Annotated in this window: 10 protein-coding genes; 3 read left to right on the forward strand and 7 right to left on the reverse strand. The window is 59.5% G+C overall.

Annotated features, from left to right (window positions below; translation table 11 throughout):
- Positions 1-13 precede the first annotated feature (13 nt).
- Positions 14-3,355, reverse strand: coding sequence for an isoleucine--tRNA ligase (gene ileS / locus QZ822_RS01070; protein ID WP_294641938.1), 3,342 nt, complete (start codon positions 3,353-3,355; stop codon positions 14-16).
- Positions 3,356-4,819: 1,464 nt separating this feature from the next.
- Here ileS and QZ822_RS01075 point away from each other — a divergent pair.
- Both QZ822_RS01075 and QZ822_RS01080 read left to right on the forward strand, forming a co-directional pair.
- On the forward strand, positions 4,820-5,755 hold the full coding sequence (locus tag QZ822_RS01075) for a DUF6318 family protein (protein ID WP_294641940.1): 936 nt from the start codon (positions 4,820-4,822) through the stop codon (positions 5,753-5,755).
- 328 nt (positions 5,756-6,083) lie between these two features.
- Positions 6,084-7,046, forward strand: a complete 963-nt coding sequence (locus tag QZ822_RS01080; protein ID WP_294641942.1) for a DUF6318 family protein — start codon at positions 6,084-6,086, stop codon at positions 7,044-7,046.
- Positions 7,047-7,282: 236 nt separating this feature from the next.
- On the opposite strand, the gene cobA is transcribed toward QZ822_RS01080, so the two are convergent.
- Both cobA and nirB read right to left on the reverse strand, forming a co-directional pair.
- On the reverse strand, positions 7,283-8,194 hold the full coding sequence (cobA, locus tag QZ822_RS01085; protein ID WP_294641944.1) for a uroporphyrinogen-III C-methyltransferase: 912 nt from the start codon (positions 8,192-8,194) through the stop codon (positions 7,283-7,285).
- A 1-nt stretch (position 8,195) separates the two neighbouring features.
- On the reverse strand, positions 8,196-10,865 hold the full coding sequence (gene nirB, locus QZ822_RS01090) for a nitrite reductase large subunit NirB (RefSeq protein ID WP_294641946.1): 2,670 nt from the start codon (positions 10,863-10,865) through the stop codon (positions 8,196-8,198).
- A gap of 546 nt (positions 10,866-11,411) precedes the next feature.
- Between nirB and nirD the strand changes: the two genes are divergently transcribed.
- Positions 11,412-11,738: a nitrite reductase small subunit NirD gene (nirD, locus tag QZ822_RS01095; RefSeq protein WP_294641948.1), complete on the forward strand. Its 327-nt coding sequence runs from the start codon at positions 11,412-11,414 to the stop codon at positions 11,736-11,738.
- Between the two features lie 102 nt (positions 11,739-11,840).
- Here nirD and QZ822_RS01100 read toward each other — a convergent pair whose 3' ends face one another.
- The 4 genes from QZ822_RS01100 to QZ822_RS01115 all read right to left on the reverse strand — a co-directional run bounded on the left by QZ822_RS01100 (position 11,841) and on the right by QZ822_RS01115 (position 19,398).
- Complete coding sequence (locus QZ822_RS01100) at positions 11,841-12,581, reverse strand: sirohydrochlorin chelatase (RefSeq protein WP_294641950.1); 741 nt, start codon at positions 12,579-12,581, stop codon at positions 11,841-11,843.
- An 83-nt stretch (positions 12,582-12,664) separates the two neighbouring features.
- Complete coding sequence (locus QZ822_RS01105) at positions 12,665-15,433, reverse strand: HtaA domain-containing protein (RefSeq protein WP_294641951.1); 2,769 nt, start codon at positions 15,431-15,433, stop codon at positions 12,665-12,667.
- A gap of 197 nt (positions 15,434-15,630) precedes the next feature.
- Complete coding sequence (locus tag QZ822_RS01110) at positions 15,631-17,094, reverse strand: enoyl-CoA hydratase (protein WP_294641953.1); 1,464 nt, start codon at positions 17,092-17,094, stop codon at positions 15,631-15,633.
- Positions 17,095-17,568: 474 nt separating this feature from the next.
- Positions 17,569-19,398 (reverse strand): hypothetical protein, encoded by a 1,830-nt coding sequence (locus tag QZ822_RS01115; RefSeq protein ID WP_294641955.1) that lies wholly within the window; start codon positions 19,396-19,398, stop codon positions 17,569-17,571.
- Between the last annotated feature and the right edge of the window lie 233 nt (positions 19,399-19,631).

Here is a 19,631-nt window from a genome sequence, read left to right on the forward strand (position 1 = left end):
CGGTTCAGGCGTTTTATGCCTTGGCTACGCTAATGCTCAGCTCGGCTGCTTCGCTCAGCTGCAGGGACACCGCGAGGGTTTCGCCGGTCACCAGTGCTTCGTTGGTGCGCAGAGCTGCCAGAGTTTCCTCCGGTGCCACGATGCTCAGGTTGATGCGGTCCGCAACGTTCAGGTCGGCGTCCTTACGTGCCTGCTGAATAGCGCGGATGGTGTCGCGGGCGATACCCTCGGCAACCAGCTCGTCGGTCAGCTCAATGTTGAGGACCAGGAAGCCGCCGGGCAGAACCGCAGCCGCAGTGTGCTCAGCACCCTCAGCGTCAGCGGCAACCACGGTTGCCAGCTCGTATTCGCCCTCTTCCAGAGCCAGGCCGCCGTCCAGAGCTGCCACGCCGACCAGGACGGTACCGTCCTCGGTCACGGTCCAGTCACCGGACTTGGATGCCTTAATGGCAACCTGCACCTGCTTGCCCAGGCGGGGGCCTGCCGCACGTGCGTTGACCTTCAGCTGCTGGGAGATGCCGTAGTCGGCGGGGTCGACGGTGTCGGCGCTGACCAGCTCCACCTGGCGCAGGTTCAGCTCGTCCTCGACGATGTTCGCGAAGTACTCCGCGCCCTTCTCGCCGAAAGCAGTACCCAGGGCTGCGAACTGCTCGGGTGCGATCGCCACGGTCATCTTCTGCAGCGGCTGGCGCACGCGAATCTTCTTTTCCTTGCGCAGTGCCGAACCGGCGGAGCAGACCTCACGCACGGTCTGCATGAGAGCCAACAGGTCGGACTCATCAGCGAAGGCGGACGCCTCGGGCCAGTCAGCCAGGTGCACGGAGCGTTCACCGGTGAGGCCGCGGTAGATTTCCTCGCTGCTGAGCGGCAGCAGGGATGCGGCGACCTTCGACACGGTCACCAGTGCGGTGTAGAGGGTGTCGAATGCGTCGGTGTCTTCGTTGAAGAAGCGCTCGCGGGAGCGGCGCACGTACCAGTTGGTCAGTGCGTCGGCGTACTGGCGCAGGGATTCGCAGGCGTTCCAGATGTCGTAGGAGTCCATCGCTGCGGTGACCTGCTCGATGAGTTCGCGGGTCTTGCCGAGGATGAAACGGTCCATCACGTGCTGCGAGTCGTACTTGAGCTTTGCGCTGTAGCCTTCGCCGTTGTTGGCGGCGTTAGCGTACAGGGCGAAGAAGTGGTAGACGTTCCACAGCGGCAGCATGACCTGGCGAACACCCTCGCGGATGCCCTGCTCGGTCACAATCAGGTTGCCGCCGCGCAGGATCGGGGAGGACATCAGGAACCAGCGCATCGCGTCGGAGCCGTCGCGGTCGAGGACCTCAGAGACGTCCGGGTAGTTACGCAGGGACTTGGACATCTTCTGACCGTCCGAGCCGAGCACAATACCGTGGCTGATGACGTTCTTGAACGCGGGGCGGTCGAAGAGCGCGGTCGCCAGTACGTGCAGCACGTAGAACCAGCCGCGGGTCTGACCAATGTACTCGACGATGAAGTCTGCCGGGTAGTGGTTCTCGAACCATTCCTGGTTCTCGAAGGGGTAGTGCACCTGTGCGTAGGGCATGGAGCCGGAGTCGAACCAGACGTCGAGCACGTCTTCCACGCGGCGCATGGTGGACTTGCCGGTCGGGTCGTCCGGGTTCGGGCGGGTCAGCTCGTCAATGTACGGTCGGTGCAGATCGGGTTCGCCGTCCTTGTTCAGGGGCAGGCGGCCGAAGTCTGCCTTGAGCTCTTCGAGGGAGCCGTACACGTCCATGCGCGGGTAGTTCGGGTCGTCCGAAACCCACACGGGAATCGGGGAACCCCAGAAGCGGTTACGGGAGATGGACCAGTCGCGTGCATTCTCAACCCACTTGCCGAACTGGCCGTACTTCACGTTTTCCGGGATCCAGTTGATCTGCTTGTTCAGCTCGTACATGCGGTCCTTGAAGTCGGTGACCTTCACGTACCAGGAGGTGATTGCACGGTAGATGAGCGGGGTGCGGCAGCGCCAGCAGTGCGGGTAGGAGTGCACGTAGGACTTCTCACGGATCAGCACATCGTCTGCCTTGAGGGCGTTGATGATGGTGCGGTTCGCGTCGAATGCCTGCACGCCTGCAATCTCAGCCAGGGCGGTGGAGCCGGAGGCGGTGGGCTCAGCGAAGAGGTTCAGGAACTTTGCGCCTTCGTCGAGGGAGAGGATCACGGGGATGCCGTAGCCTTCACAGACCTTCTGGTCGTCTTCACCGTAGGCGGGTGCCTGGTGGACGATGCCGGTACCGTCACCAGTGGTGACGTAGTCAGCGACGAGGATCTGCCAGGAGGTTTCGGTGCCCCACTTTTCGGCGTCTGCGAAGTAGTCCCAGAGCGGGGTGTAGCGTACGTGCTCGAGCTGGGAGCCGGTGTAGCGTGCGGTGACGGCTGCGGCTGCGTCCTTTTCGGGCTGGTCGCCTTCGTAGCCGAGGTCCTTGGCGTAGGAGCCAAGCAACTCGGAGGCAATCAGGAAGGAGCGGCCCTCGAACTTGCCTGCGCCGGGTACAACGGAGTATTCAATCTCGGGTCCAACGGCGAGCGCCTGGTTGGTGGGCAGGGTCCAGGGGGTGGTGGTCCATGCGAGTGCTTCGACGCCGTCGAGTTCTGCGGCGACCTTCTCGTCAGCACCGAGGGCGGTGTCTGCGGTGAGGCGGAATGCGACGGTGACGGTCTGGTCCTGGCGGTCCTTGTACACGTCGTCGTCCATGCGCAGCTCGTGGTTGGAGAGGGGGGTCTCGTCCTTCCAGCAGTAGGGCAGCACGCGGAAGCCCTGGTAGGTCAGGCCCTTGTCGTAGAGGCGCTTGAACGCCCAGATGACGGACTCCATGTACTCGACGTTCAGGGTCTTGTAGTCGTTTTCGAAGTCGACCCAGCGTGCCTGGCGGGTGACGTACTTTTCCCACTCGTTGGTGTACTTGAGCACGGATGCGCGGGCAGCGTCGTTGAAGTTGTCGATGCCCATTTCGAGGATTTCGCGCTTGTCGGTCATGCCGAGCTGCTTCATTGCCTCGAGTTCTGCGGGCAGGCCGTGGGTGTCCCAGCCGAAGCGGCGTTCTACCTTGTGGCCGCGCTGAGTCTGGTAGCGTGCGACGAGGTCCTTGGCGTAGCCGGTGAGCAGGTGGCCGTAGTGGGGCAGGCCGTTAGCGAAGGGAGGGCCGTCGTAGAAGACGAATTCGTTTTCGCCGTTTTCGCCTGCGGGGCGGTTCTCGACGGATGCGGAGAAGGTGTTGTCCTTCTTCCAGTAGTCGAGGACTGCCTCTTCGAGTGCGGGGAACTTGGGCGATGCGGTGACGCCGCTTCCTGCGGCTTCGAAGGCGCTCGCCTTGGGGTAAACATGGGACATGTGTTTGTGCGCCCTTATCTGTTGTTCTCAACGCTGAGAGGCTGGGCGACAGGGTACGTAGCACTCGTCGTCCGCACCGTTTCAGCGGGTGAGGATTGACATGACGGGTGCAAGGACGCCTGGGCATCGCTGACTTGCCCGGGCTGTGCCGGGGTCGGGATGCGGCGCGGTACCACCTTGCTTACTGATTTAACAGCTCAACGCACCGAACCCTCCCGGGGCTACGTGGCGTCGCGTGTCCGCGATACCTAGCCACCGGAAGAGCGGCGCGTTGGGCGGGTATCAGTCGCTTATTACAGCTATATCGGGCTTAACCGTCCGGTTCTACTGGGACTACATCTCTTCCGCTAAGACACCCTCGCCGCAGCGATTGGCGGGTGCCCGCAGGTGCGGTCCGTTCTTCCGAATTGCTCGCCGGTGATGGCCGGGTCGTTGCAAACACTAATAGTTTATGTGGCTTTTGTGTCTGTATGCAACCCCGCGGGGTGTGGGTTTGAACAGTACTTTTCGGATGCGCCGACACTGGGGGTACAAAACAGAATGGTTCTTCGTTCGGCGATATTTAGAGCGAGTAGGGGGTTTAAGGGGTCTTACCTCACCCCGCACTCGGGCGTGTTTAAGGATGTATGTTTTTACATTCCCCCAGTGTTGCTTTAAGTGGGTTTCGATTTTTTCGAGGGAGCCCATGGGGCTACAGTCAGTGTAACCACAAGATATGGGGTGAACACCGATGTAATTCCACTAGATATTCACCTCTGTACGTTTTCATCTCTTCAACACCCCGTGTGGGAACCGGTTTTTCTGAATGATTCAGCAATGCATAGCGGGTGAATAGAGTGCATATTTGGGGATTGTCGAGCGGGTTTCCCCTTATTGAATCGGGTATTTTCGCCACCTTCTCGGGAGTGCTTGGCACTCAAAACACTAGAAGGGAGTCACCCCTCTCCCCCACCTGTTTTTGTGTAGCGCCACCGAAAGCGCCCCTCACGGTACCCGTGAAAATATGACTAAAATCACTTATTGGAACCTAGGTTCCTCACCCTCACTGCGCCACCATGCCTGGCTGCCGAGGTGCGCAAACTGCACTTTATAACTACCGGTACCTTATATGTCTATTAAACTATCAGGGATTACTAAGGTGTATTTTCGTGCATTTTGAACTCAAAATAGTCTAAAATGAATCGTGCAACACATCAATGATGATTCGATAGCATCTACCCTCTCACCGGGGTGTGAACATAGCAGTCTCAACGATGAGTTCATAGCGTATCCGTTCGCTCCACCAGCAGCGTGTACGCACCCGAGGCTCCTTCCGGGCAGGGAATATACCTGACGGGGTCTGAAACCACGGCAGACAACGCAAGGTTTCACCCCTCTATGCAGCCTCACCCAACACGCCATACAACCACGCGCCCGCCGCCGGGTGCCCCGAGCCCGCCTCGGGAATAATCAAGGAGTTCACCGATGCTCTCACCCTCTTCGAGCACCCGTTCCGCCGTTTCCCGCCTTATGAGCCGCCGTACCCTGCTGCTCGGTGGCGCGGTTTCCCTCATGGCCGGTTGCGCCTCCGATATTCGCCCGCTGAGCGAAGAGGCGAAGGTTAAGGTCGGCTCCCCCACCCCTTCCGCGAGCGCAACCGCTTCTGCGTCTAGTTCGCCGTCTGCTTCACAGTCTGCTTCGGCGACCGCATCAGCAAGCGCTAAGAGCAGCTCGTCCAGCGCGGCACGCGTACCCGTATCTAAGGATGCGCTCGTTGAGGGTTGGGAAAAGTACCCCGGCCCTCTGAAGCTGACCGGCGAATACATGGGCGAGTACCAGCCCGCAACGGATTCTTCCCCTGCGAAGAACGTACCCAAGCCCCTCAAGACCGTTCCCCACCGTGAAGAACCGACCTTCCAGGGCGCCTACGAGACGTTGCGTGCCTACTACAGTGCTCAGATTACCGCACTCAAGGATGGCCACTATGCAGATCAGGCGATTGAGCTGACCTACCCGGCAGACAAGAGCGCTATCGACGAGGTTAAAGCAGTCAAGGAACTGTATGAGCAGAACGGCTGGTACATGGACTTCACGTGCAGCATTTCCATGCGGAATACGGAGCCTCGAACCGCCCTGAAGAACGGTGACGGCTACGTAGAAATCATGATGGACGCCAAGTATTCTGCCACCGCCATCCATCAGCCGGACGGCACCGAGCGCAAGATACCGGCGATTACTCAGGTGGCCATTCCGCACGTGATGCTCTACACCGAGGGTAAGTGGTGGCGAATCGGCAACGATTATCTGAACGAGCGTCTGAATGGCGGCAAGGGCTCTTCCGCCTCTTCTGGCTCCGGAGGTTCCAGTTCTGCCGGTTCTAGCGGTTCTTCGTCCTCGGGTCGCGGCTCCACTAAGGTCTAAATCCGGCAAGGTCTAAACTAGCCCCGTTTCATCAATTTCATACGCACTAGCCCAAAGTCGTTGAGGCACAGTTTCCCCTGCACCTCACCGACTTTGGGTTATTACGTCTTAAAGACAATGTCCAGGGTTTTTTGACGAAGTTTTAAAACCAGTCTTCTATAGTAAGAAGTGGATACTTCATACCGCCGCAGTTCACGCTCCGGCACACCCGTATCCCGGTACCCCCCCCTGTACCGAGCACCATACAAAAACGATGAGGCGGATCCTTTCGTGCGCATCACAGCGTTGTGAAGCGAGCTACCTCAATCAACCACTTTCAGGAGATACCATGTCCTTCCGGCCGAGTGCACACGCCAGCTTCTCTGCTAACGACCGAAACGGATTGACCCGCCGCGCCGTTCTTTTTGGCGGTCTGACCGCCGGTGCTTTGGCTCTAGCCGGATGCGCTTTCAACAAGGATATTCGCCCCACCGGTAGCGGCGACACTTTCTCCGGCTCCCCGAGCGCCTCCGCTTCCCCCTCGGCGTCTGCGTCGGCTTCGCCTTCTGAGTCTGCCTCGGCTTCGGCATCCGCTTCGTCTTCGTCCTCGTCAAGCCGCAACAACGCGAAGATTATTCCGTCCGACGAGTTCTTGAAGGACTATAAGAAGTACATTGGCGACGTCAAGTACGAGTACAAGCCCGCCATTGCGCACTATGTTGAGCCGACCGACACCTCCCCCGCGAAGAACGTTCCGATTCCGGTCATTGATACGGTGGCTCAGCGTACCGTCAGTCTCGAGGGCGCCTACAAGACCCTGGCCGCTTACCAGAGCGCGTACATTGCCGCGATGTACAGCGGCGATCTGCAGTACCTCAAGGGTCTGGTCCACGGCGCTGACAGCGGTCTGGTCAACAATCTGAAGGCTATTGCTAAGCTCTACGCCGCGGGCGGTTGGACTAAGGACTACGAGAGCAAGCTGAGCATCCGTGACGATAAGGACGGGAAGGCTCTTGCCTCTTCCGATTTGGCTGTTGTGGCGTTCCCCTGCCGGGATGTCGTCAAGGAATACACCATCTACCAGAAGGGCACCGGTGAGGTTCAGAAGGCAAGCACCCTGGATGTCGTTATCTATGTGGTGTACGCCGAGGGCAAGTGGCGCGTGACTAGCCGCGAGTACTTCGTGTCCCAGTACAGCGACCAATTCCGCAAGGTCTTTGAGGGTCCCTCCTCATCGGCTTCGGCAAGCAAGTCCAGCGGTGGCGGCTCCGGTGGCTCTAGCTCCGGTAGCAGCAACGATTTCAAGGTCTAGGCTCTGAGCGCACCCCCCTAACGAAGCGGGGCGGGTATCAACTGATACCCGCCCCGCTTTCGTATGTTTTTGTGCCGCGGCGTTCCCGGCGCTACTCCGCCTGCGGGCGCCTCAGCCGCCCAACTTCTAGCATCTACACGCGCAGCAATAACAGCAGGCACAGCAACAGCCCCGCTCCTTGGCAACTAGGAAAACCAAGGATGCGGGGCTGTGCAATACTATCTAACGCGCCGCCTCTAGGAGGTGGAACGCTCACGCAGACGCTCGTGAACCTCGCTCACAAAGCGGTTCTGATTATCGCGAGCATAATGCACGACCTCACCGATGACGGTAATAGCCGGCGCCCTAACCGATGCGCAATCCGCCTGAGCGTTCTCAAGGGTCGTGACAGTCACGCGCTCCTTCTCCGAGAAACCGTTCTCAATGGTTGCCAGCGGCGTGTCAGCCTCAATCCCACGAGAGAGCAGAGACGCCACCGTATCGGGCAGGGTACGAACGCCCATCAGCAGCACCACGGTACCCTGGGCGCGCAGGGTCGCCTCAACCGCCGACACTTCGGTCTCCGACAGGCCGGAGTGACCAGAAATGACGGTGAAAATCGAGGACACCTTACGCAGGGTCACCGGAATAGCCGCACGCGCAGGAACCGCGATGGCGCTGGTAATGCCGGGGATAACCTCAGCCTCCAGGCCTGCGGCGATGCACGCATCCAGCTCTTCAGCACCGCGACCGTACACGTACGGGTCGCCACCCTTCAAACGCACCACGGTCTTACCCGAAAGCGCGTAATCAATCATGAGCTGCTGAATGCGGGACTGCGGAACAGCGTGCTTACCGGGAACCTTGCCCACATCAACAATGAGGGCGTTCGGCGCGTACTCGCCGTACTCCTGCGGGGCGAGGTGATCCAGAAGGACCACGTCCGCCTCGCTCAGGGCACGTGCCGCACGCAGGGTCAGCAGGTCAGCGGCACCGGGGCCACCACCCACAATGTAGACCTTGCCAGGGTTCTCAGCAGGCTCGCCAGGGAGCAGAATGCCGCGTTCCGTCACGCTATCGTCCAGGCTGTGCCCGGGCGCCCCGCCCGCGAGAATTTCGTCAATAGTGGCGAACTCGCGGGGCGGGAACGGAGGAATCTTCGGGCACATACTACGCTGCCGGGACCGGGTTGAGGTCACTGGGCTTGCCCACGGGAATCTTGGTGCCGGTCAGCAGGACGGTGTTGGACTCGCCAGCTTCTGCCGCCGCAATTTCCTCGGGGGTTGCGGGGCGAATCTGCTCGCGCTCCAGCACGTACAGGTGCGAACCCTCGTCGCTACCGTTGGGCTCGTTGATGAAGGCGCGGAAGCGGCGCAGGCGGCGCTCGTCGCGCAGGGTTGCTGCCCACTCGTCCTCGTAGGAGTCAACGTGACGCTGCATGTCGCGCTCCAGATCCTCGCACACGCCCAGGGAGTCCTCAATGAGGACGGACTGCAGGTGTGCCAGACCGTCGCCGTGCTCCTCATCCAGATCCTCGAGCCAGCGAGCGGTACGCTGCAGCTTGTCTGCGGTACGGATGTAGTACATCAGGTAGCGGTCAATGTAGCGGATGATGTCCTCGCTGGAGGCGTCCTTGACGAAGAGGCGACCGTGAGCGGGGTTTGCACCACCGTTACCACCCAGGTACAGGTTCCAGCCGTTGGTGGTTGCAATCAGACCAACGTCCTTGCCCTGTGCCTCAGCACATTCACGGTTACAACCGGAAACACCGAACTTGAACTTGTGCGGGGAGCGCAGACCGCGGTAACGGTTCTCGAGCTTGACTGCCATGCCGGTCGAGTCCTGAACACCGAAGCGGCACCAGGTCGAACCCATGCAGGACTTCACGTTACGCAGGGACTTACCGTATGCCTGACCGGACTCGAAGCCGGCATCCACCAGACGCTCCCAAATGTAGGGCAGCTGCTCCAGGCGAGCACCGAACATACCGATACGCTGAGCACCAGTAATCTTCACGTACAGACCGAACTCTTCAGCGACCTCTGCGATGACGCCCAGCTTCTTAGCGGGAATCTCACCTGCAGGAATACGCGGAACGACGGAGTAGGTACCGTTCTTCTGCATGTTCGCCAGCGCACGGTCGTTGGTCTCCTGAATACCACCGCGGCCTGCGTCCAGGACGTAGGAGTTGCGGAAGGAGGAGAGAATCGATGCAACGGTCGGCTTACAGATAGCACAGCCGTCGCCACCGCGGCCGAAGCGTGCCAGCACGGAGTCGAAGTCGTCCAGGCTGGTCAGGCGCACAGCCTCAGCCAGCTCTGCACGGGAGAAGTCGAAGTGCTCACACAGTGCCTTAGAGACGGTCAGACCCATCTTCTTCATCTGCTGTTCCAGAGTCTTCTGCAGCATCGGGACGCAGGAACCACACTGGGTACCCGCGGTGGTGCAGGACTTCAGGGATGCAACATCGTGGTTGCCGTCTACGATTGCCTCGCGGACAGCACCGAAGCTGATGTTGTTGCAGGAACACAGGATTGCGTCGTCGGGCAGTTCGGTGTCGGGGATGCCGTCGCCGCCGCCAGCTGCGGTCAGGTAGACGTTCGGTTCAGCGGGCAGTTCGCGACCGAGCAGGGGCTTGAGGGAGTCGAAGGGAGCGGTGTCACCGACGAACACGCCACCGAGCAGGGTCTTTGCGTCGCCGCTGGTCACGATCTTCTGGTACATGCCGCGTGCGGGGTCTGCGAACAGAACCTCGAGGCAGCCCTCGGTGGTGCCGCGGCGGTCACCGAAGCCAGCGACCTGAACGCCGGAGAACTTCAGCTTGGTTGCGATGTCGAACTCTTCAACCTGAGCTTCTTCGTTGTCGTTGAGCAGGTTAGCTGCCACAGCGTCAGCCATAGCGTTAGCCGGTGCGACCAGACCCCAGGTGCGGCCCAGTACGCAGGCGACCTCACCGATAGCCCAAATGTGCTCGTCGGAGGAGTGGCATGCGTCGTTGACGAGAATACCGCCGCGCTCGCCCAGTGCCAGGTCGGCGTCGCGTGCCAGCTCGTCGTTGGGGCGAATACCGGCACCGAAGACCACCATGTCGGCGGGCAGGGTGCGGATTTCTGCATCCTCAGAGGGAGAATCTGCGATGGAGACGGAGACGACGTTGCCGTCAGCATCCTTGTTGATGCCGGAGATGTACACGCCGGTCTCAATCTCAATGCCGGTTGCCTTGATCTGGGCGTTCACGGCGTAACCGCCGCCCTGGTCAACCTCAACGGAGAGCAGCCAGGGTGCCACGTCCAGGATGGTGGGCTCTGCGCCCAGGTCCTTCAGACCCTCAGCTGCTTCGAGGCCGAGCAGACCGCCACCGACGACGATACCGCGGGGTGCGCGGCCGAGGGTGTCCTGCAGGCGCTTGACCTCGGAGACCATGTTCTTCACGTCGTCAATGGTGCGGAAGACGTGTGCGGCGTCCGAGTTAAGAATGGGGATGCGAACCGCGCGGGAACCGGTTGCGAAGACCAGCACGTCGTAGGGGTACTCGTTGCCTTCGGTGTCGGTGACGACGCGGCGGGTGCGGTCAAGCTTCTCTGCGCGGCAGTTGTTGACCAGGTTGATGTTCTCTGCATTCCACAGTTCGGGGTCACCGAGGGTCAGGTCCTTCTCGGTGTCCTTGAAAATCTTCTCGATAGCAACGCGGTCGTAGGGGATGTAGGGCTCATCGTTGAGGACGGTGATGGTGTCCGCTGCGCGACCGGCAGCTTCAGCGCCTTCGTGGTACGCGCGTACAAAACGCCACGCAGCGGGGCCTGCGCCGACAACGAGAATGTTGCGGGGGGTGTGCGACATGGATTTTCCTTCCTAGTTGTAATGCAGGTAGTTCATGGCACTTAATCTACCCTCAGTGTGCGGCTGGATCGTGCCCGGCATTGGAACTCCTAGTTTCCGTACCGTTGGGCTCGTACCTGATGCGTACCGAGTAGTTGGAGCGCCCGCTTCTTTAGAATGCATCTGAAAATTACGAAACATTTTTGTGTGGGATTATGTTGTTTTCTTCAGGCAGTCAAAAGGCGTTTTAAACTACGACTTTTATCGTACACTCTAGCGCGGGGTCGAAGCATCGAAAATCCGTATTTTTTGGGAAAATTTTCCAAAAAATCCGCGGAATACCGGGCTGAAATAGGGTATTCTTACCTTATCTAAACCTAATTTAGGTAAGGCTAATCTATAAAATTTGAGATCATCTTTTAGGGTAAAAATAACCTTTAGCACCCTCCGCGTGCCCCATTTCCAAATGTGGGTTTCATAAGGTAAACTCCAAACAAAGAACACACGAACCGCTATTGTGTCCTGCACCCCGCGCGGCGCAGACCACCACTTCGAAAGGAAACCCCCATGGCTGAGAACTGGGTACGCATCTGCGCCGAATCTGACCTCGAAGAAAACTGGGGCGAAGTCGCCCTGGTCGACGGCTACCAGTACGCCATCTACAAGACCAAGCACGGCATCTACGCTGGCGACCACCTCGACCCGCACAGCCAGGCACTGGTCCTCGCACGCGGCATCGTCGGCGAGAAGAACGGTAACCCCACCATCACCTCCCCCCTCTACAAGGAGGTCTACGACCTGACCACCGGTGAGTGCGTCTCTGACCCCTCCTACTCCATCAAGGTCTACCCCGTAGAGGTCCGCGACGGCGACGTCTACCTCAAGACTGCCTAAGCACTCAGCTACTTCAGCTACATACAAAAAACCTCGGGAACATTACGTCCCGAGGTTTTTTGTATGTGCTTTTAGAAGCCCCAAACTAAATTGGGCGAACAGCTAGGCGGCATCCAGCTGCGCAATAGCCGCATCCATGCGGTCAATAAAGCACTCCGCCACCACGGCAGCAGAAGCGCCACCCTGCGCGTTCACCAGCGGCGCGGCAACCTTCACCGGCACACCGGTCGACTCAGCATCACGACGCATCTTACCGGCGAAGAAACCCTCCGCCAGCAGGTAGGTCGCAGCAAACTTAGGCTGATGTTCGGCAACCACCTCGTGGAACTTCGGATCAATCGCGGCAACGAAGCCGTGATGCACCGGAGCGTTCAGTTCCTCAGCCAGCAGCTCAGCGGCACGGCTCATGTCCGCACGACCATCAGCACGAGAAGAACCCGCAGCACCCTGAACCACAGGGCCGTCACCGGGAGTCCAACCAGCCTCTTCCAGGCGGGCGCGGGTCAGCGCGGCAAGGCGCGCATCCGGGCCCAGAGACTCACCAATACTAATACGCTCAATACCGCTATTGCGTGCGGCACGGCGCAAATCCACCTGAGTGTGGAAGCCAGTCGACAGCAGAATCGGCACGATCACACAGGGCTCATCATTGGGCAGAGAGGCTGCGGCATCATCAACGCTGGGAGATTCCACATCCACATATGCGGCGTGGACACGGTACTCCACACCGTCGTTACGCTGGGCAAGCAGGAACTTAATCTGCTCACGAATCAGCGTGATAGCCTCGCGACCGGCGACCGAGTCGGTGCCGTGCGAGGTTGCGATTACATTCAGAATAGTCATATTTCCATTGTATGAAAGGAACACCCCGCTCCCCCACTCATGAACACGAGTGGCGAAACGGGGTGTTGCACGAACGCTAAATCTTAGCTCTTGCGGCGGCGAGCCACGACCAGTGCGGTACCTGCAGCCAGGGTGATAGCACCAGCTGCTGCGGCGAACATAGCGCCGGATGCGCCGGTCTGTGCCAGCTTCGAGGAAGAGTTACCGGAGGTCGAGGAGCTACCTGCGGAAGAACCACCGTTGGAGCCGCTCACACCCAAGTTGTCGGAGGCGCCGGAACCAGCGTCAGAACCGCCGTTGGAGCCGCCCTTGTGGCCGGCAGCGTTCTGATCGACAGTGGCGCTCTCAGATGCGGACGCACTCGCGGATGCAGACTCGCTCGCGGTTGCGTTCGAGGAAGCAGACTCGCTTGCGGAAGCCGACTGGCTTGCGGATGCGCTCGCGGACGCGGATGCACTCGCAGATGCAGACACGCTAGCGGACGCCGATGCAGACGCGCTCATCGAGGGGATCACGGCGGGAACGCTCGGAACCGCAGTCGGGGACGCGCTCACCGATGCGCTCGGGGACATAGAAGCACTCGGGGTTGCAGAAGGAGCTACAGAAGGAGCCACGGAGGCGCTGGGTGCCACGGACGCGGTCGGCAGAGACGGCGAGGTGGGCGCCTCCGAAGGCACTGCGGTGGGTTCTGCAGTCTTGGTGGGCTCAGCGGTTGCGGAGGGCTCCACGGTCGGCTCTGCAGAAGGTTCTGCGGTCGCGCTGGGCTCTGCGGTTGCCGAAGGCTCCACAGTCGGTTCTGCAGTTGCAGAGGGAACCTCGGTCGGAGCAACAGTCGGTTCTGCAGTCTTGGTGGGCTCTGCAGTCGGTGCCATGGTGGGAGCAACAGTCGGCTCAGCAGACTTAGAGGGCTCAACGCTCGGCTCTGCAGTAGGAGCAACGGTCGGCTCGGGTGCCTTAGTCGGCTCAGCAGAGGGCGCCACAGTGGGTGCAACAGTCGGCTCTGCAGACTTGGTCGGCTCAGGTGCCGGGGTCTGTTCCGGAGCCGGCGCCGAGTTTGCTGCCAGGCGGTTCAGCCACAGCTGATCCTCGTAGGTGTTCGGGTTCTCGAAGCTGGTCGGGTAGATAATATCGCCGTTGGGCAGTTCGAGAGCGTTGTAGCCGCCGCTCTTGTCGGTCTTGCGCATCGAGGAAAGAACCACCTCGTTCACCTTGTTCAGGGTGTCGTCCATGAACACCAGGCGGGAGCCGGATGCGTCCACCACAACCACGTTGCCCGCACGGGTCAGGAACATGGTGGCGACCTCGGTCTTCTCGAAGCCCTCAAGAGTTGCGGACTCGCGGACCACGCTGAAAGTGCCGTTCTCGTACTTGAGGATCTGCACCTTACCGCCGTACCAGTTGTTCCAACGGTAAATGTAGCCCTTGGGGCTGACCAGGGTCGAGGGCAGGGCGGTGTCATAGCCTGCGGGTGAAGAGTTCGGCACCAGGGACACGCCGTTGCTGCTCATGTGCAGCAGGTGACCCTTCTGAACCACCTTTTCGCCGGCCGCATCGTAGATGGAAGTCGACGGCGCGTACACGAAGCTGCCGTCGGGTAGCGGTGCGAGGGTCACGGTGTTGTTGGAGAACGAGTCACCGTAGTACTCGTCGAGCGAGTAGGCGTTCACAACCTGCGGGTCGATAGAGTCGGGCTTCGGCAGAGCCTGCGAGGTTGCCTTGCCGGATGCGTCAATGATGGTCAGCTTACCGCCGCCCTGGCCGTCAATGCTGACGATGCCCCAGGTGTTGTTGGCGGGGTTGTAGCCGATTGCCTTGACGGTGTTGGCGCCGAGCTCTGCGTCGGAGTAGGTACCGGAGGAGACGAGCTTACCCTCAGCGGTCACGGTGTACAGCTCGGGCTTGTTGGTCTCGCTGCCGATGACGAGCATGCGGTTGCCGTCAGCATCCACCGCGAAAACGCCCTTGATTGCCTTCAGAACGCCGGTGTCGGTCATCTTCAGGTTGGAGCTGGTCAGCACGGTGTAGGTGGTGTTGCCGCCGAAGCTCGGGGGTGCCACGTGCACGATGTGGTTCTGACCCAGACGTGCGGTGTTCTGGGGCAGGCTCACGCCCGCGCCGGTGTTGTAGGACTCGGCGACGCTGTAGGCGCTCTTGGGGGTGTTAGCTGCGCTACCGTTGTAGGAGATGCTCAGCGGGTCGAGGCTGGCGCCTTCGTTGTAGAAGTCGGAGAAGGCGTGGTTACCGTCGGCGGTCAGGTTCGCGGAGATGCCGCTGATGCTGACCACGCCGTCCTTCTCGCTCTGCTTAGCGGTGCCGGTGCTCAGGGTCGCCATCTTGACTTCCATGGGGCCCTCGAACTTGCCGGAGGCGTAGTTCTTGGTGCGCACGGTCATGTAGAGGGAGCCGGTGCCGTCAGCGAGGTTCAGTTCCACGCGGGGGTTGGAGAAGGTGAGGTTCAGGGCGCAACCGGTTTCGGGGTCCTGACCTTCGGCGCAGTGGCCGGTGAACCAGAGGCGGCCGGCAGCCTGCAGGGTGACCTGCTTGCCATCTTCAGAGACCGTGGTGGAGGTCGGGGTGAAGGTGAACTGCTTTGCGGTTGCGTCCCAGGATGCGCCGTCGGTCATTTCGCGGGGCATACCGTTGTAGGACAGGAAGGAGGCGCGCACGCCCCAACCGAAGGACGCGCCTGCAGTTGCCTGGTCGCCTGCAGCGACGTTCTGTGCGGCAACGTTCTGGGCAGCGATATTAATGTTCTCGGCGAGAACGGGTGCCAGGGGCAGGGCAACAGCGCCAGCAACGGCGAGGGCGCAGGCTCCCTTGGAGAGGCGGGTGCCAGATGTGAAAATCTTCATTGGTGTGCATCCATACTATCGACATTGTTAGGACAGGCTTACTATATCGATAGCGTGAGTATTTCTCAACATCAGGTTCCAAGAAACCGTTTTGTGACAAACCACCCCACAGCACACTGACAGGGCAATAAAACCACCCCACACCAGCACACCTCAACAGGCAACAGGGGCCACTACTCCCCCACCCCCCTACGCGACTAATCCTTCTTCGAGGTATGCATGCGTGACATGCCCAGAGCACCAAGAATCAGGCCACCGCCCAGGGTCACCAAAATCGGCAGAAGAGGCGAGCTCTTATCCATGTTGCGGGTAATCTGCGCCTCCGTTGCCTTCACACCGTTCGGCGATCCAGGCTCAGTACGAACCTGAGAGGAAGAACCGTTCAGAATCGCGGCACGGCGAGACTGAGCCGCCGAATCGGTACCCGAAGGTAGGTTAGAATCGGGGGTCGCGACCCGAACAGGCTGCGCCTCCTCAGTGCGGTACCCCAGAGCCGAGGAAGACTCGGTAGCGGAACCACCCGAGGGGCGCGGAATAGAAATCGTGGCGTCATTAGTACCCGGAGCCATGGCGGTATCAGCCTGAATACCGCGGGTCTTAGACTTAGAACCCGCAGCGGGTGCATCCGCAGTCTCAGAGGCAGACGCGGAAGGTACAGCAACCGGCTTCTCCTCGTTCACAGACGAAGAATTGGACGATGATCCACCGCCCTCAGAGGACGCCTGAGTCACCGTAAAACGCACCGTGTTGAGCTGAAGGTTACCGTCACCGGCAGCGTCAAAAGCCGCCACCAGGTACGTCTTACCGATCTGTAGGGACGCACCGGGCACACCAATCACAGCCTCGAACGCACCCGCAGAAATAGATTCCGGACTAACGTGCACAATGGCGAGCGCGTCACCCACGGTGTTGCCATTGGAGTCGACTTCCATGACGATCAGGTCGTAGCCCTTGTCGTTCTGGGGGAAGTTCGTGGCACGGACCGTGACAGGCTTCGTATCATCCTGAGAGTCACCCTGCGAATCCTGAATAGACATGTGCGCCTTGCCCTTGCGCTGATTCATCGGGTCATACACGCTGTTGTCTTCGGAGATAACGTACTGCCCAGAATCATGGTTCTGCGGGTTGTCCACGGTACGGCGAACCGCGTCACCATTCTCAGCGGTGGGTGATGTAGCGGTAGGCGAAGGCAGGTTTACCGCCTCGGGACTTGGGGTGGCACTTGCCTCAGCGGTTTCTGCCTCTTCACGCTCAATGTCGACCGGCGGTTCAGTAGGCTTTGCCTTACCGTTGCGCGGGTCAGCGGCCTCAACCAGGCGGTTCCCCCGCTCGGTGACAAAGAATTCGTAGGAGACACCGTGCGCGGTATCCTCCAGAACAATCACGTACACGACGTTAGAGTCCGTCGCCGGGCTCATCAGGAGGCGAAACTCCCCCTCCTTGGTCCCCTCAGCTAGGGTCGGGCTTTCCAGAACGGAGCCACCATACTCACCGGAAGGGGTGTAGAAGTTCACATCAACCAGAACGCTGGAGGCCTCCAGATCTTCAGGGAAACCCGTCCAACGTAGAAGGTAGCCACCATCCTTGAGCTGCGCCTTCATGGTGATGATGGAGGCGGCGCCCTGCGTCTCCTGATTGTCTTCAGCCCGGTTCGCGTTCAAAGTCGCGGTTTTTTGCACGGCAGAGTGCGTCGTGACGGGCGCTTCCGTTGCGACAGAGGGTACAACAAGCCCGCACTGAAGCCCCGCAACCAAAACGGTTGCGGTGACAATACGGTGCTTCGCTGAATAAATACTCATGCAATGCGTCTTTTCATGATGGAAATGTGCGTGCTACTGCCCGTTCTTCATGTGCCGCGCGGACCCCCGAGTGCGCCATACACCCGGATTCGTCGTACCATACTCCGCTTCATATTTCAGGTGAAGAAGACCTGACAATAGCTCGCATCTATTTATCGGTTATTTCAACCCTATCACGAACCTTAAGGTTTATTCACGCGAGGGTAGAGTTTTTTTGAACACCCTGAACGCACGACTCGCCCCCGCGATCTGCGCCAACAGATAGCGGGGGCGAGCATTCCTCATGAAACAACGAACATACTATGCGATGCCGTCAAAAAGCACGGATTAGGGGCGTTAGCCGCCGAGGACTCCCCTGCGGTGAGCCATCCATGCGGCACCAACCACCAGCGCCAAACCGGCGCCTCCAAGAGCCCAGAAAGCTACACCGTGCTGCGCAACCTCTTCACTAGCGGGAGACGCCGCCGAAGCTACAGCCTTCACGCCATCCTGACGATCAGCATTCGCGTTGGAGTGCACCTGGGTGGTATTCGAGTTCACCGTAGCGGAACGATTATTAGATTCCGAATGAACCACGGGGGTGAAACCCTTATTGCCATTACCAGAAGCTGCCGACGCCGCCTTTTCTTCATCCGTCAAAGCAGCCGAGTTCGCGGCAGCAGCGATAGATGCCGGATCAGAACCCGAACTGTACGCCGAAATCTGATTGGTGCGGGTCGGTTCAAAAGCCGAACGCGGAGCTATCGTACGTGCCTGAGCCAAAGCCTGCAGAGCCTGACGCTGACGCTCAGCCTTCGCTTCCTTTGCCTTGGACATGGCGCTCACCGCATCCAGAGTGGAGCGGGGTGCGCTCGCGGCAGACTGACCCGAGCCCGACTGGGTATCATCAGAACGAGTCGAGACGGCGCTAGTAGCAGCGGAGGGGCTACCCTGAGTGGCACCGGTCGCCTCGGCCGCATTAGTGCTGGGCGTGAGCGATGCGCTTGCATCCTGGCGGGGCGACTCATCCTTCGTCAAGGAGGTTGAGTTGCCGGTCGCCTCGCCACTGACCTTGAATCGCACCGAGACAACTTCTTCCGCATACTCAGTATCGTCCGCACGCACCAGGTAGGCGGTGTACACCGAGCCGGTCTTCAGCAGAGAGCCGGGCATGCCAACCTCTTCCTTGAACGCGCCATTCACGATGCGATCAGAGCTGATGCGTGTAATGGACAGCGCATCACCCTTATGGTTGCCACTCATATCGGTTTCAACCACGATCAGGTCGTAGCCAGCCGCATTCGCGGCCAGACGCTCTGCACTGATAGTCACCGGCTTGGTTTCCTTATCGGAGCGAACCTCAGCATAGGCGACCTTCAGTTCCGTAGCACTCAGGGTCTGAGTATCGCGAGAAGAGGTCGATCCACCGGGAATCTGCTCCAGCTTCTGCGTGTGGGTTTCGAGGTTCGGGTTTTCAGCAGACTCGGAAGGCACCTCAGTCTTAACCTTATCCTTGCTACCCTTCTGATCTGCAGCCTGCTGGTTCTTCTGCTCCTCTTCACGGAGCTTTTCCATCGTCTTCAGCTCGTCAATGGTCGGAACACGGTGGGCGTTTTCCTTCTTATCCACCATAACCTCGTCAGGGTCATCCTCAATCGGGATAACGTGCGGAACGAGGGAACCCTCAGAAATCATGAATTCGCCATAACCCGCGTCGGAGGTCACAAGATCCATGGCACTAATGGAGTAGTAGCCCTCCTGGGGCATCTGCGGCATCTCAAAGGTGACGAGCATCGAGCCGTCGTCCGCACGCTCAACCTGCATTGCGGAGGGCTCGTAAGTGTCAGACCCAAGCAACGTGCCAGTGGCGTCGTAGTACTGCATTACCAGGTACACCCTAGAGGCATCGCCCACGTAGCCGCCCTCATAGAGGGGCGCGAGCTTAATGGTTGCCTGACCGTCCTTGATGGACTGAATCTGAATCTCAATGGTATCGACCTCAATTTCGAGGTCTTCGTAGGGGCAGCTTGAATTAAAATCGCTATTAACCAGAGCCGCCAGGCAATCATTCACGTTAATTGCTTCAGCCTCTACTGCGGAGGCGCCAGGAAGCACAAAAGCGCTTGCACCTAAAGCGGCTACAAGCGAAAGAGCATGAATGCGTTTCGGAAGTCGAGTGATAGTCATGTGCGCCATTTCGATCGATGTAGGCGCAAAGCGTGGACTAGGGAAGGCTCACCACAAGCCGGTGTTTCTATCCAAGTATTTGCGCACCAGTACGTCGGTTACACCCTAGCCTAACACGGATATTGCACTTAATGTTGCATTGCATTCACGTGCTAAAACTTTATGTCGCGATAATTGCCGAAATAAAAGGGAATTAAATACTTTACTGAGATATAAATAACGCAAAATTCGAA

This window comes from uncultured Rothia sp., assembly GCF_916715725.1.
Lineage (GTDB): Bacteria > Actinomycetota > Actinomycetes > Actinomycetales > Micrococcaceae > Rothia.